We start from the raw sequence: 13128 nt of genomic DNA, 5'->3' as shown, positions 1-13128 counted from the left end.
GAGCGGTCTCCGTGCCGCTCCGCCCACGAGCGGGCGCGGTCGCGTCGGCCGCTCCGGTTCACGGGCGACGACTGCACCCAGCGAAACGCCTACAACCCGAACCCGAGACGTGTAGGCCATGACCGCAGACCTGCTCGCGGACGCGGCCGAACACCTCCGGCGCGCCGCCGACGCCGTCGAGGGCGAGACGGCAGATCGGTTCGATCAGGAGGCGGACACGCTGGCGACCGCCGCGGCCGACGACAGCGGCGTCGATCACGGCTGGCTGGCGAAGCACACGCACACCATCCGCGACGCCGCCGGCGACGCCGGCGAGGACGCGCAGGACCACGCCGAGGCGGCCATCGGGTGCATCAACGAGTACCGCGAGGACGTCCCCGGCGTCTAGGTCGGCGCCGACCGCGGCGACCGTCCGCCCGCCTCAGCAGACGTTCTTCGGCTTGACGCCCATTCCCTCCAGCGTCGTCACGTAGTCCTCGTAGGCGGCGTCGACGACGGCGTCGGCGGCGTCGCGGGCGGCGCTCCAGTCCCCGTCGCCGTCGCACACCTCTGCGAGCACGTCGAGTGCGTCGTCGAGACTGTCCGCCAGGTCGTCGCGGATCCCGCGGAAGTCGTTCGAGGACGCCGGGTCCGCGTCGCCGACGAAGAAGCCGACCGTCTGTTCGGCGCGGGTGTGGGCGACGACCACTCGGCCGTACAGCCCGCCGGCGCGCTCGGTGGTGCCTGTCAGGTCCGCGAGCACGTCGTACTCCGGGTACTCGTGGGGCTCGTCCGCCTCGGCGTCGAAGTCGGCGTCGGCCACGTCGCGGTGTCCGCGCGCGTCCTCGGCGACGTCGCCGAACAGCGCCGCGGCGTCGCCGTTGGCCTCGTCGGCGCTCCACGACTCGAAGGCACGCCCGGCGAGCGCGAACTCGGCGGCGACGGCGGTTCGCACGGCGCCGGCGTCCATCTCGCCGCCGGCGAGCGCGTACAGCGACTTCGAGGAGCCGAGCCGAGAGAGGGGGGTTTCGTTGTCGTCGCGGAACTCCTCGGAGAAGGCGTCTGCGTTCATGCACGGACGTACGCCCGTGTGGCGCTTGAAACCCCCGCCGGCGACACGCTTACCACTCGCGCCGGAGAGGCGAGGATATGTCGCGTCCCTCCGACGAGTCCCGGTCCGTCTCGACCGCCCTCACGGCGGCCGGGCGACTCCTCCGCGACCGTCCCGCCGCGATCCTTCCCGCGTACCTCCTCTCGATCGGGCTCACGGCCGCCGCCCGCGTCCCGCTGACGGTCGGGATCGGCGTCGCCGTGGCGTCGCTGGCGGCGACCGGTCGACTCGAACCGCTCGTGCGCGCCGCCGTCGAACTGCAGGAGGCCGCCAGATCCGACGGCGGATCCGGCGCCGGTCTCGCCCCCGGGGCGGGTTCCGATCCCGGCGCCGGGGGACTCCCCGCGGGCGCCGGCGAGGCGTTGACCGACGCCGCGGCCAACGCCGCGACGCCGACGGTCGTCGCCGCGATCGGGGCCGGGGTCGTCGGCGCGGTCCTTGTCGGCCTGCTCGCTGGATCGCTCGGGTCCGCGGTGACGTACGGGGCCGTCTGGGGCGGGCTCGGCGGGCGCGCGCCGCTCGTCTCGGGGGTCCGATCCGCCGGCCGCTGGCGGACGTTCCTCGGGCTCGCGCTCGTGCGCGCGACCGTCCTTGTCGTCACGATCGGGCTCCCGCTGTTCGTCGGGCTGAACCTCGCGGTCTCGCAACCGGTGATCGCGGGCGACGCCGCCGCGGGCGTGGCGGCGGTCCTGCTGACCGTCGCGCTCGTCGGCTTCGGCGCTCTGCTCGTCGTCCTCGCGTACTTCCTGCTCGCGTTCGCGGAGTCGGCCGCGATCGTCGACGACGCCGGAACCGTCGACTCGATCCGCGCGAGCCTCGGGTTCGTCCGCGACCACCCGGCACACGCGATCGGGTTCGCGCTCGTCGCCGTCGGCGGCTACGTCGCGGTCGCCGTCGCCGTCGCCGCTGCCAACGCTGCGGGGGCGGGAAGCCTCGGCGGAATCGTGTTACCGCTTTTGGTCGCTCCACTGCTCGATACCGGGGCGACGGCGCTGTACGCCGGCGTCGACGGGGCTGAACCGGTCGAGCGTCCGGGGGCCGGCGCGCGCGCCCGGCGGGCGCTCCGACTGGGGTGGAGCGAGCTGGCGGGGTTCGTCCGCGGCCATGCGATCGCGGTGCTCGCCGCGCTCGCGACGCTCGCGGCGGGGATCGTCGCGGGGTACGCCACGACCGCGCCGTACGGCGTGACGGCGTCGGGCCCGAGCGACGTGGCGGGCGTGTTCGGGGCGGTCCCGATCGGGCCGTTCGTCACGATCGCGGCGAACAACTGGCTCGTGAGCGCGGGACTGGTGTACGGCGGCGTCGCGCTCGGCGTCCCGGCGGTGTCGGGACTGCTGTTCAACGGCGTCCTCGTGGGCGCGCTCGCGGGCGTGTTCGACCGGACGGCGTTCCTCGCGCTCGTGGCGCCCCACGGCGTGCTCGAACTCCCGGTGATCGCCGTCGCCGGGGGGCTCGGGCTCCAGCTCGGCGGCGTCGGCTGGCGCGCGGTGCGGGGCCGCGCGGACGCCGAGACCGTCGCCGGCGAGTTGGAACGAGCGGCGTACGTGCTCGTGGGGATCGGGGTCCTGCTGGTGATCGCTTCGGCCATCGAGGCGTTCCTCACGCCACGGATCGCGGCGGCAGTGCTGGGCGGGTAGCGACGCGATAAAGCCGAGACTGAGGACGAAACGGCGAGCCGCTTATTCGCCGCCGGGCTCGCTGCCCTTGACGATCGGCGCGCGCACGAGGTTGCCCCACTCGGTCCAGGAGCCGTCGTAGTTGACGGTCTGGTCGGCGCCGACGAGCTCGTGCAGCGCGAACCACGCGACCGACGAGCGCTCGCCGATGCGGCAGTACGCGACGATCTCGTCGTCCCCCTCCGCGAGCACGTCGTCGTACAGCTCCTCAAGTTCCGCCTGCGTCTTGAACGTCCCGTCGTCGTTGGTGACCGAGGCCCACGAGATGTTGCGGGCGCCGGGGATGTGGCCGCCGCGCTGGGCCGTCTCCTGCAGGCCCGGCGGGGCGAGGATCTCGCCGCTGTACTCCTCGGGCGAGCGAACGTCGACGAGGGGAACGCCCGCGCCGATGGCGTCGTCCACGTCGTCGCGGTACGCGCGGATGGACTCGTCGGGGTCGTCGGCGGTGTAACTCGTCTCCGAGAACGACGGCACCTCGTCGGTGGTCGGGTAGTCGTGCTCCAGCCAGTACTCGCGGCCGCCGTCGAGCAGCTTCACGTCGTCGTGGCCGTAGTACTTGTACTGCCAGTAGGTGTAGGCGGCGAACCAGTTCGAGTTGTCGCCGTAGAGGACCACCGTGGAGTCCTCCGAAATGCCGTGTTCGGCGTTCAGCGCCTCGAAGTCGTCCTTCGTGAGCACGTCACGCTGAGTCTGGTCCTGGAGATCCGTCTCCCAGTTGAAGCCGATGGCGCCGGGGGCGTGTTCGGTGTCGTACGCCTCGGTGTCGACGTCCACCTCGACCAGTCGGTGCGCCGGGTCGTCGGACTGGAACTCGTCGAGGTGGTCCGCCACCCAATCGGCGTCGACGAGGACGTCCTTCGCGTAATTTGACATTGCGATAGCCTGTACGTTTCCCCGCCGTATAATACCCGCATCCCCGGCAGAGGCGGCCATTCGTCCCCTGAAGCGGAATATATTGCCTCATAATTTCGCCGTCATCTCGGGAGACGTGTCACCGGCGACGACCACGACTACCGACGGAGCGAGGACGGGTAGGAACGGGCAACACTCTCTGGTTTCTCTGACGCACCGCGGGCCTCGCCGGGTCGGCCGGCCTTTTGGTCGCGCCGTGTGAACGACGGGTATGAGCGACACCTTCGTGTCCGCGGCGTGGCTCGCGGACGGACTGGACGACTCCGACGTCCGCGTCGTCGACGTGCGCGACGCGTGGGAGTACGACGGCATCGGCCACGTCCCGGGTGCCGTCTCGATCCCGTTCGACGAGTTCCGGTCGAGCGACGGCGACGAGGGACTGCTCCCGGGCGTCGACCGGTGGGGCCGGCTGTTGTCCGAGGCGGGAATCCACGAGCGCGACGAGATCGTCGCCTACGACGACGAACACGGCGTGTTCGCGGCGCGGTTTCTCGTTACGGCGGAGCTGTACGGCCACGATCCCGGACGGCTGCACGTCCTCGACGGCGACTACAGCTCGTGGAGCCGTGAACACGAAACTGCACGCGAGGCTACCGACGTCGACCCCACGAACTACGAGCCCGGCGAACCGGCGACCTCCCCGTTGGTCGACTTCGAGGGCGTTCGCGATCGGCTCGGCGGCGACGCGGTGATCGTCGACACCCGCGATCCCGAGGAGTACGGGGCGGGTCACCTCCCAGGCGCAGTGAACCTCGACTGGCTGGAGTTGGTTGACCCCGATACGCGCGGGCTGCAGCCACGTGCGGACTTGGAGACGACGCTTCGCGAGCGGGGGATACCTCCGGGTCGAGAGGTCCTCCTGTACTGCAACACGGCCCGTCGGATCAGTCACACCTACCTCGTGCTTCGTCATCTCGGGTACGAGGACGTGCTGTTCTACGAGGGGAGCCTCGCCGAGTGGGAGGAGCGCAGCGGGGAGATCGTGGCCGAGTAGGCGCCCAGATCAGGGTGTCGACTCGTCGTCGCTCTCCGACTGCGTGCCATCGACCGCCGGGTTCGAATCCGGACCGACCCCCGGGAGCTGTTGTTGAGTGGGAATCCCGTTCTCCGAAAGCAGCCGCACCGTCTCCGCCAACAGCGCGACGACGAGCGGCCCGACGACGAACCCGACCGCGCCCAGCGTGAGCAGGCCGCCGACGAAGCCGACGAAGTACACCGAGACGGGGAGGTCGGTGGCGCCGCCGGCGAGTCGCGGGCGGACCACGGCATCGGGGACGAAGCCGACGAGGATCAGCCCGACGACGAGGACGATCGTCGCGCGGAAGGCGTTGCCGGCGACGACGTCGACGACCGCCAGCGCGACGATGACGACGCTGGGCCCCAACACCGGGACGAACTGGAGCACGCCGGCGACGACCGCCAGCGCGAACGGCGACTCGTACCCGAGCGCGACGAACGTCACGAGCGCGACCGCGAACGTCGCCACGGCGGTCGCCCCCTGAAGCACGTAGATGGCCCGCAGCGTCGACGCCGTGCGCCGGTGGAGCGCGAAGAGCACGTCGTGGTACTCGCTCGGACACAGTCGCAGCGCAGCCACGCGCGGCGCGTTCGGCTTCAACAGGAGTCCGTACACGAGGATGACGAACACGACCAGCTTCAGCGCGATGACCGGGGCGGCCGCCGCCAGCGAGATCGCGAGACTCCGCAGGGTCGCCTGGGCGATCTGGAACACCGGTGCGGTCTCCAGCACGTACACGAACGCCCCGAGATCGACGACGATCCGCTCGGGAACCGCCCCGAGGAACACGAGCAGGTCGAGACGACGACGGTACAACACGTACGCGAGCGGCAAGGCGAGCGCCACGACCCCGAGAAAGCCCGCGGCCGTGGCGGCGCCGGCGGCGACCCGCTCGGAGTAGCCGTACTCGCTCACCAGCTCCCGGAAGGGGTACAACACGTACGCGACGGTGATCGCGAACACGACCGTCGAAAGCACGCTTTGGAGGACGAACGCCGCGAGCACGAGGAGCCCGGCCAGCAGCACCGCGAGCGCGGTCCGCCGACTGGGCTGCATACGCCTACCCCGGACTGCTCGGTACAAAACGATTGCCCGTACGCGCCGGTCCGGCGTCGTCCCCGAGTTCCGGCGCGGATCGCGGGAATTAATTATCTCCGGGTGTGACCACCGAGTAATGACAGACGCGAACGGACGCAGCAGACGGCGATTCCTCACGGCGGTCGGCGCCGCCGGCGTCGCCGGGCTGGCCGGGTGCTCGGCCGAATCCGTCGACGACGGGGCGACGAGCGAACCGACCGACGCGGTCGACACCGACGAACCGACCGCCGGCACGACGACGGGCGAGCCGACCGAGTCGATGGCGGACACGCTCGTGGTCGCGACGTACCCGCCGTTCGTGAACGCGCCGTCGACGAGCCCGGGCGCGTGGCTGAAGCGGGAGTTCGAGTCGGCGTTCGACGCGACGCTCGTGTACCAGACGCCCGACAGCGAGCTCAACTACTACATCGAGCGCGCGGTGCAGGGCGTCGACTTCGAGGCCGACGTGTACGTCGGACTCGACACCGGACAACTCATCGACGTCGACGGGCAGCGCGGCGAGGGGCAGTTCACGGACCCGCTGTTCGCGGAGGCGGGAGCCATCGAGGGACTCGACGCCGTCCGCGACGGCCTCCAGTTCGACCCGCAGGGGCGGGCCGTCCCGTTCGACACCGGCTACGTCTCGCTGGTGTGGAACGCGACGATGGACGACGGCGAGTTCGTCGCCCCCGAGACGTTCGAGGATCTGACCCGCCCCGAGTTCGCGGGCGACCTCATCGCGCAGAACCCGGCCACCTCGACCACCGGCGAGGCGTTCATGCTCCACACCATCGACGCCTTCGGCGCGGACGGCTACCTCGACTACTGGGAACGGCTCCAGGACAACGGCGTCACCGTGCTCGGCAACTGGTCGGATTCCTACTCGGCGTATCTCAACGAGGAGGCGCCGATAGTCGTCTCCTACTCCACCGACCAGGTGTTCGCCTCGGCGGAGGGACAGGACCTCGACAAACACCAGATCCGGTTCCTGAACGACCAGGGGTACGCCAACCCCGAGGGCATGGGCCGGTTCGCCGACAGCGACGCCCCCCGCCTCGCCGAGGCGTTCATGGAGTTCATGCTCCGGCCGGAGATCCAGGCCGGGATCGCCCAGCGTAACGTCGCGTTCCCGGCGATCGCGGACGCCCCGCTGCCCGACGACTACGCCCAGTACGCCAAGGAACCGCCCGAGTCGGTCACCTTCACGTACGACGAACTCGAAGCCGACCTCGGGACATGGACCGACCAGTGGGCGCGGCGCTTCGCCGGCGGGTGAGCGACGCCCGGCCCGGTCGACTCCTCCGTCGCGCCCGGGGCGCCGGCCCCGCGGCGCTCGCGGAGCGGTTCGCGTTGCCCCTGCTGGCGGCCGTCACGGCCCTCCTCCTCGCGGTGCTGTTCTACTACCCGGTGGCGACGGTGTTCGTCGACGCCGTCGTCGAGGACGGCCGAGTCACCTTCGGCCCGCTCGTCGAGGTGCTCACCGACGAGTTCTATCTCGTGCGCGTAGTGGGGTTCACCGCGTATCAGGCGCTGCTGTCGACCCTGCTGAGCGTCCTCCTCGGGCTCCCGGGGGCGTGGGTGCTCGCGCGCTTCGAGTTCCGCGGCCGCGACACGCTCCGGTCGGTGACGATGGTACCGTTCGTCGTCCCGTCGGTGCTCGTCGCCGCCGCGTTCTACGCCACGTTCGGCGCGAGCGGAACGCTCAACGCCGCGCTGTCGGCGCTCGGGCTCCCCGAACTCGATCTGCTCCCGTCGCTGGGGGCGATCCTCGTCGCGCACGCGTTCTACAACGCCCCGCTCGTGACGCGGGTCGTCGCCGCCGCGTGGGAGTCCGTCGACGCCGGCGCCGTCGAGACAGCCCGCTCGCTGGGCGCCTCGCGGCGGCGCGCGTTCCGCGACGTGGTGGTTCCGCAACTGCTCCCCGCACTCCTGACGGGCGCGACGCTGACGTTCGTGTTCACGTTCGCGACGTTCGCCATCCCGCTGGCGCTGGGCGGCTCGCAGTACGCAACCATCGAGGTGTTCATCTACTCGGCCCGGCGGCAGCTGGAGTACGGCCGCGCCGCGTCGCTTGCGGCGCTGGAGACCGGCGTCTCGCTGTCGCTGATGGCGCTGTACCTCCGGTACGAGCGCGCGCAGGCGGCCGAGCGCCGCGGGGTCCGGACGCTCGCGCGCCGGCCGCTGTGGCCCGACTCGTGGAGCCGCGAGCGCGCCGCGCGTCGGCTCGCGATCGCCGGCTACGCCGTCGTCGTCGCGTTCGTGTTCGTCGCGCCGCTCGCGAGCATGCTCTACGCGAGCGTCAGCGTCGACGGGCGGTTCACGCTCGACGCCTACCGGTTCCTCTTGGAGCGGCAGGCGACCGGCGCGGCGTTCCAGGTGAAACCGTTCCCGGCGATCGTCAACTCGCTGCTGTTCGGGGTGGCTGCCCTCGCCGTCGCGCTTCCGCTCGGCGTCGCGATGGGCGTGCTCACGACCCGGCGGTTCCGCGGGCGCTGGCTCGTCGACGCGCTGTCGATGGCGCCGCTTGCGGTGTCTGGGATCGTCGTCGGCCTCGGGCTGCTCCGCGGGCTCGTGTTCGGGTTCGAGGCGTTCGGCTACCGGTTCACCGTCACCGGCGCCGTCGCCGTCGTCGCCGCCCACGCGGTCGGCGCCTACCCGTTCGTCGTGCGGACGGTCGCCCCGCCGCTGGACCGCCTCGACCGGGCGCTCGTGGAGTCGGCGCGGGCGCTCGGCGCCTCCCGCGCGCGGACCGTCCTCGACGTCGAGTTGCCGCTCGTGTGGCCGGGCGTCGTCGCCGGCGCCGCGTTCGCGTTCGCCATCTCCATCGGCGAGTTCGACGCGACCGTCATCCTCGCGGAGGGCGGCGGAACCTACACTATGCCCGTCGCCGTCGAGCGGTTCATCGGCCGGCGGCTCGGCCCCGCGACCGCCATGGGGACGGTGTTGCTGGCGGTGACGGCCGCCTCGTTCGTCGTCATCGAGCGCGTCGGGGGTGAGTTCCGTGGGTGAGGGATCCGGGCCGGCCGAGCGGTCCGACCCGGCGGTTCGAGTGGAGGACCTCCGCGTCGAGTACGGGTCGACGACCGCGCTCGGCGGCGTCGACGTGACCGTCGAGGAGGGCGAGTTCTTCACCCTCGTCGGCCCCTCCGGGTGCGGGAAGACCACCACGCTTCGGTGTCTCGCGGGCTTCGAGGAGCCGACCGCGGGCTCGATACACATCGCCGGCGAGTCGATGGCCGGCGTTCCACCCGAATCGAGGGGGATCGGCGTCGTGTTTCAGAACTACGCGCTGTTCCCGCACATGACGGTCGGCGAGAACGTCGCGTACGGGCTCCGCTTTTCGGGGCCGCCGGAGGGGACCACCAGAGAAGAGCGCGTCGCGGAGCTGCTCGAACTCGTCGACCTTCCGGGGTTCGCCGACCGCGACCCCGACACGCTCTCGGGCGGCCAACAACAACGGGTGGCGCTCGCGCGAGCGCTCGCGCCCGAACCGCGGCTCCTCCTGCTCGACGAGCCGATGTCGGCGCTGGACGCGCGCCTTCGCGAGCGCCTCCGAGTGCAGGTGCGGGATATCCAACGGGAACTGGGCATCACGACGGTGTACGTCACCCACGATCAGGAGGAGGCGCTCTCGGTCTCCGACCGCGTCGCCGTCGTCGACGGCGGCACGGTCGAGCAGGTCGGGCCGCCCCGCGAACTGTACGACGCGCCGGCGACCCGGTTCGTCGCGGAGTTCCTCGGCGACAACAACGTGTTCGCGGGCGCGGTCGAACGCGTCGGGGGCGGGGCGGCGGGGATCGAGATCTCGGAACGCGTGACCGAGGCCACGAGCGCGGTCGCCGCCGGCGACAACCATCTCGTGCTCCGCGTCGATGGAAGCGACACGCTGCCGCTGTCGGCTACCGGCGGATCGACCGCGAGTGCCCCCGACGATGGGATCGAAGCCGATTTGGGCGGACAGTTCGACGACGGCGGACGGTTCGACGCGGGCGAGCGCCTCGTCGTCTGCCTGCGTCCCGAGCGGATCCGCGTCCGTCGGGAGGACGACGGCGATCCGCTCGGCCGCGAGGACCCGACGGCGGATCCGGGCCGAACCCGCGACGCCGACGCGTTGCTGCCGGCGACCGTCGAGAGCACGGAGTTCCTCGGCGACGCGACGCGGCTCAACTGCGACTGGAACGGCGTCGACGTGACCGTCCGGACCGACGGACGCCGGTCGTTCGAGGCGGGCGAACCCGTGGCCCTCGGCGTCGACTCCGCGGACGTTCGGGTCGTCGAGCGGTTGTGACCGGATGCTAAACGATAGCGAGCGGCACCGAGCCGGTATATAATCGAGACGGTGGACCCCCGCCGGAGAGAGTCAGCACCGGGGTTCCTCACGGTGGGGGTCGTTGCTTCACCTGTAGGAGGAACAACTATGTCGACAACTGCTGCAACCGAGACGAGATTCGACTTCGGAACCCACCGCGTCGGAAACGTCGGCGCTTACTGGCTTGTCGCCCTCCGGCTGATCACCGGCTGGTGGTTCCTGCAGGCGGGTGTGACGAAGCTGATCGGCCCCGAGCCGTTCGCCGCGGGCGGGTGGCTGGCGAACGCGACCGGCGCGAGCCCCCTCCACGGCCTGTTCGTGTGGGTCGCGAACACCCCGTGGCTGCTGGCGTTCACCGACGTGGCCATCCCCGTGGGCGAGGCGCTCATCGGGCTGGGACTCGTGGTCGGCGCGCTCACCCGGCTGGCCGCCCTCTTCGGCGGCCTCCTGATGGTGCTGTTCTACCTCGGGAACGCCGACTGGGCGCACGGCTACGTCAACGGCGACCTGCTCGGCCTGGTCGCGTTCGTGACCGTCGGCGTGTTCGCCGCCGGCCGCGTGCTCGGCGTCGACGGCCTGCTGGCCGAGCGGTTCGACCTCCGGGAGGACGGGCTGCTCCGATACCTCCTGTGAGGATGTCGACCGGCGACCGGTGACCGCTTCTGTTCGATCTCACGCCTTCTCGGTACTGACGCCGTCTCCATGCCGACAACGACGTGTGCTCGCTCACCTACGGGGCGACGCCGACGGTGAGCAGCGTTCCGAACTCGCGATAGCGCTCGACCATGGCCTCGCGAGTGTCCCAGTTCTCCGTCGGGAACTCCTCGGCGGGCGGGATGTCGATCTCCGTGTCGGCGACGTTGTCCTGCTCGGCGACGTGGAGTCCGGCCTCGCGGAAGGCAGCGCGGTACTCGGCGGCGTTCCAGCGGGTCATGTCGACGGAGATGTGCTCCTGCCAGTCGTGGCTGTGGACGTTCTCCTCGTAGTAGTTGACCGCGCAGTAGAACGTACCGCCCGGCTGCAGGACGCGGGCGACCTCCCGGAGCGTCTCGCCCGGGTCGGCGCTGTAGTAGAACGCCTCCATCGTGACCGCGTGATCCAGCGAGTCGTCCGCGAACGGGAGCTGTCCGAAGTCGCCGACGACGAAGCCGAGATCGGCGGCCGGCGACGCGTCGAGGGCGTACCCGCGGGCGTTGTGCGCCATCTCGGGGGCGCCGTCGAGGCCGTACCCGCGAGCCATCCCGGTCGACTCGGCGAGCGCGCGCAGCGCGTATCCGCTCCCGGTTCCCAGATCGAGCACGCGGTCGCCGTCCTCGACGGGCATCCGCGCGAGCACGTGCTTTGCGGTGTGCCAGTGGCGCTCCTCCATCCCCGTATCGCGGCCGTCCGCGGCCCAGGCGTCGAACTCCTTGCGAACACTCATGTGCTCGAGTTCGTGTCCGCCGTGTAATATCCCGCCGGTGTCGCCCGAGGCGGAGTGTCCCTGTGGGGTACGTGGCGGGATCGTAGCGTGCGGGGTGAGATTGTAGCGTGCGGGGTGACGATTGTAGCGTGCGGGGTGAGGCTTTAGGGTGGATGCGGGCCAAGCGGGAGTATGCACGTCCGGGACGCGGTGGAGGCGGACGCCGAGGCGCTGGCAGCCATCGCCGACGCGCCGTCGGACGCGATGCGGGGGCTGGTCCACGACCGGACGGTCCGCGTCGCCGTCGAGGAGGAGGCCGCGACCGACCCGAACGAGGACGTCGACGCGGATCCCGTCGATCTCTTGGGGTTCGTCAGCTTCGACGTCCGCGGCGACGCCGTTCACGTCACGCAGTTCGGCGGCACCCGTGAGGCCGCCGAACAGCTGCTCGCCGAACCGCTTCGCTTCGCCGCGAACGAGGGGATGGCCGTCGAACTACTCGTGACTGAGGACGAAAACGATCTCCGGGATGCGGCCGAGAGCGCGGGGTTCGAGGCGACCGGAGCGGGACCACGGTTCGAAGGGCGCGCGACGACGCGTTACCGCGTCGACGAGCCGTAGTACGGGGAAACCGACCGGAGTCGAACCGGAAGCGAGAGCGGATCCGTCCGTGCATCAGTCGTCGCTCGGGACCTCAGGATCGCCGAGCGAGGCGTCCGGCTGGAACGCGACCAACGTGACCAGGTCGGGTGTCGTGTGACACGACTCCGGACGGACCACGGGAGCACTCCGGGGGGACCACGGGAGCAACGGAATGAGGCGAGAGCCCCGCCCGTCATCACTCGGCGAACCAGTCCGGCCCGGAACCCTGTCGGACGGCCCGCGTCTCCCCGGTCGTGAGGTCGACGATCATCGCCTGGCCCCCGTAGCCGTGGGTTCGATCGTGCCCGCGGACGACCACCTCGCTGATCCCCTCGGGGACCCGTATCGTCGCCGACCGCGTGAACTCCCGCGTCCCGTGTGCGTGGACGAGATCGCGTCGACCGAGCCGCTCGCCGTCGCGGGAGTTCACCTGCCACCAGTTCGCGTAGCCGTCCTCGCCGTCGTCATCGTGGTACAGCGTCACGTCGAAACGACACTCCCCACTGTCACAGTCGACCGAGACCGCCGTGACGTTGGCCTCGCGGAGGTCGAGGTCGTCGCCGGGGGTTACGGTTCCGTCCGAATTCTCCGCGGTCGTCGCGACGGCGGTTCCGTCGGTGTCGGCTGTCGTCGCGGGCCCCGAGTCAGGGCCCCCGCTGTCACCGTCGGTCGTCGCCGAGTTGTCGTCGCCGGCGTCGAGACAGCCGGCGAACGCGGCGGCCGACGCGCTCGCGCCGGCGACGAGCAATTCCCGGCGTGTCGGGGACGGTGGCATACCAGTGCATACGGCGCCCACACGAAAGAACCCTCTCGCAGTTCGAGACGACGCGGATCCGGTGCGGTCGCGGGTCACCGGGTCGCTCACCGCGAGCGAGGGTCGCCGAAGGCGACCCGAGTGAGCGGCAGTTTTGTCATTACGGGAAGTCGAAGATTTCTCGTCAGCAGTCGGAACGCGGAGCGTTCCGACAGCATCATCAGCACCGCTTCGCGGTTCTGATTAGT

At 70.8% G+C, this 13128-nt stretch carries 13 protein-coding genes; 8 read left to right on the top strand and 5 right to left on the bottom strand.

Annotated features, from left to right (window positions below):
- The first annotated feature begins 118 nt into the window (after positions 1–118).
- Positions 119–388 (top strand): DUF7553 family protein, encoded by a 270-nt coding sequence (locus tag K6T25_RS07460; protein WP_222917671.1) that lies wholly within the window; start codon positions 119–121, stop codon positions 386–388.
- A gap of 33 nt (positions 389–421) precedes the next feature.
- On the opposite strand, the gene K6T25_RS07455 is transcribed toward K6T25_RS07460, so the two are convergent.
- Complete coding sequence (locus K6T25_RS07455) at positions 422–1051, bottom strand: transcription antitermination protein (protein WP_222917669.1); 630 nt, start codon at positions 1049–1051, stop codon at positions 422–424.
- A 77-nt stretch (positions 1052–1128) separates the two neighbouring features.
- On the opposite strand from K6T25_RS07455, the gene K6T25_RS07450 reads away from it, so the two are divergent.
- Entirely contained in the window at positions 1129–2727 is a 1599-nt protein-coding gene (locus tag K6T25_RS07450; protein ID WP_222917667.1) for a stage II sporulation protein M, read from the top strand.
- 42 nt (positions 2728–2769) lie between these two features.
- Here the strand turns inward: K6T25_RS07450 and K6T25_RS07445 are convergent, their stop codons facing one another.
- Positions 2770–3639, bottom strand: a complete 870-nt coding sequence (locus K6T25_RS07445) for a sulfurtransferase (RefSeq protein WP_345778232.1) — start codon at positions 3637–3639, stop codon at positions 2770–2772.
- Positions 3640–3889: 250 nt separating this feature from the next.
- Here K6T25_RS07445 and K6T25_RS07440 point away from each other — a divergent pair, with 250 nt between their 5' ends.
- A complete protein-coding gene (locus K6T25_RS07440; protein ID WP_222917665.1) occupies positions 3890–4672 on the top strand; it encodes a sulfurtransferase in 783 nt (260 codons plus the stop codon).
- 9 nt (positions 4673–4681) lie between these two features.
- On the opposite strand, the gene K6T25_RS07435 is transcribed toward K6T25_RS07440, so the two are convergent.
- Entirely contained in the window at positions 4682–5752 is a 1071-nt protein-coding gene (locus tag K6T25_RS07435; protein ID WP_222917663.1) for an AI-2E family transporter, read from the bottom strand.
- 118 nt (positions 5753–5870) lie between these two features.
- Between K6T25_RS07435 and K6T25_RS07430 the strand changes: the two genes are divergently transcribed.
- The 4 genes from K6T25_RS07430 to K6T25_RS07415 all read left to right on the top strand — a co-directional run bounded on the left by K6T25_RS07430 (position 5871) and on the right by K6T25_RS07415 (position 10715).
- Positions 5871–7049 carry a thiamine ABC transporter substrate-binding protein gene (locus K6T25_RS07430; protein ID WP_222917661.1) on the top strand — a complete coding sequence of 393 codons (1179 nt, stop codon included), beginning with the start codon at positions 5871–5873 and terminating at the stop codon, positions 7047–7049.
- The gene (locus K6T25_RS07425; RefSeq protein ID WP_222917659.1) at positions 7010–8782 is read left to right on the top strand and encodes an ABC transporter permease; all 1773 of its coding nucleotides are present in this window, start codon (positions 7010–7012) and stop codon (positions 8780–8782) included. The genes K6T25_RS07430 and K6T25_RS07425 overlap by 40 nt, the downstream gene beginning before the upstream one ends.
- Complete coding sequence (locus tag K6T25_RS07420) at positions 8775–10061, top strand: ABC transporter ATP-binding protein (RefSeq protein ID WP_225917835.1); 1287 nt, start codon at positions 8775–8777, stop codon at positions 10059–10061. The genes K6T25_RS07425 and K6T25_RS07420 overlap by 8 nt, the downstream gene beginning before the upstream one ends.
- Before the next feature lie 129 nt (positions 10062–10190).
- The gene (locus K6T25_RS07415) at positions 10191–10715 is read left to right on the top strand and encodes a DoxX family membrane protein (RefSeq protein ID WP_222917655.1); all 525 of its coding nucleotides are present in this window, start codon (positions 10191–10193) and stop codon (positions 10713–10715) included.
- 97 nt (positions 10716–10812) lie between these two features.
- Here K6T25_RS07415 and K6T25_RS07410 read toward each other — a convergent pair whose 3' ends face one another.
- Positions 10813–11505, bottom strand: coding sequence for a class I SAM-dependent methyltransferase (locus tag K6T25_RS07410; protein WP_222917653.1), 693 nt, complete (start codon positions 11503–11505; stop codon positions 10813–10815).
- A 171-nt stretch (positions 11506–11676) separates the two neighbouring features.
- On the opposite strand from K6T25_RS07410, the gene K6T25_RS07405 reads away from it, so the two are divergent.
- Positions 11677–12105, top strand: a complete 429-nt coding sequence (locus K6T25_RS07405; protein WP_222917652.1) for a hypothetical protein — start codon at positions 11677–11679, stop codon at positions 12103–12105.
- Positions 12106–12322: 217 nt separating this feature from the next.
- Here K6T25_RS07405 and K6T25_RS07400 read toward each other — a convergent pair whose 3' ends face one another.
- Positions 12323–12901, bottom strand: coding sequence for a hypothetical protein (locus tag K6T25_RS07400; RefSeq protein WP_222917650.1), 579 nt, complete (start codon positions 12899–12901; stop codon positions 12323–12325).
- Positions 12902–13128 lie beyond the last annotated feature (227 nt).

This window comes from Halobaculum rubrum (assembly GCF_019880225.1).
In the GTDB taxonomy this organism is placed as follows: domain Archaea; phylum Halobacteriota; class Halobacteria; order Halobacteriales; family Haloferacaceae; genus Halobaculum; species Halobaculum rubrum.
The sequence above is the reverse complement of the archived record's forward strand: the minus strand, read 5'-3'. Positions and strand labels throughout refer to the sequence as shown.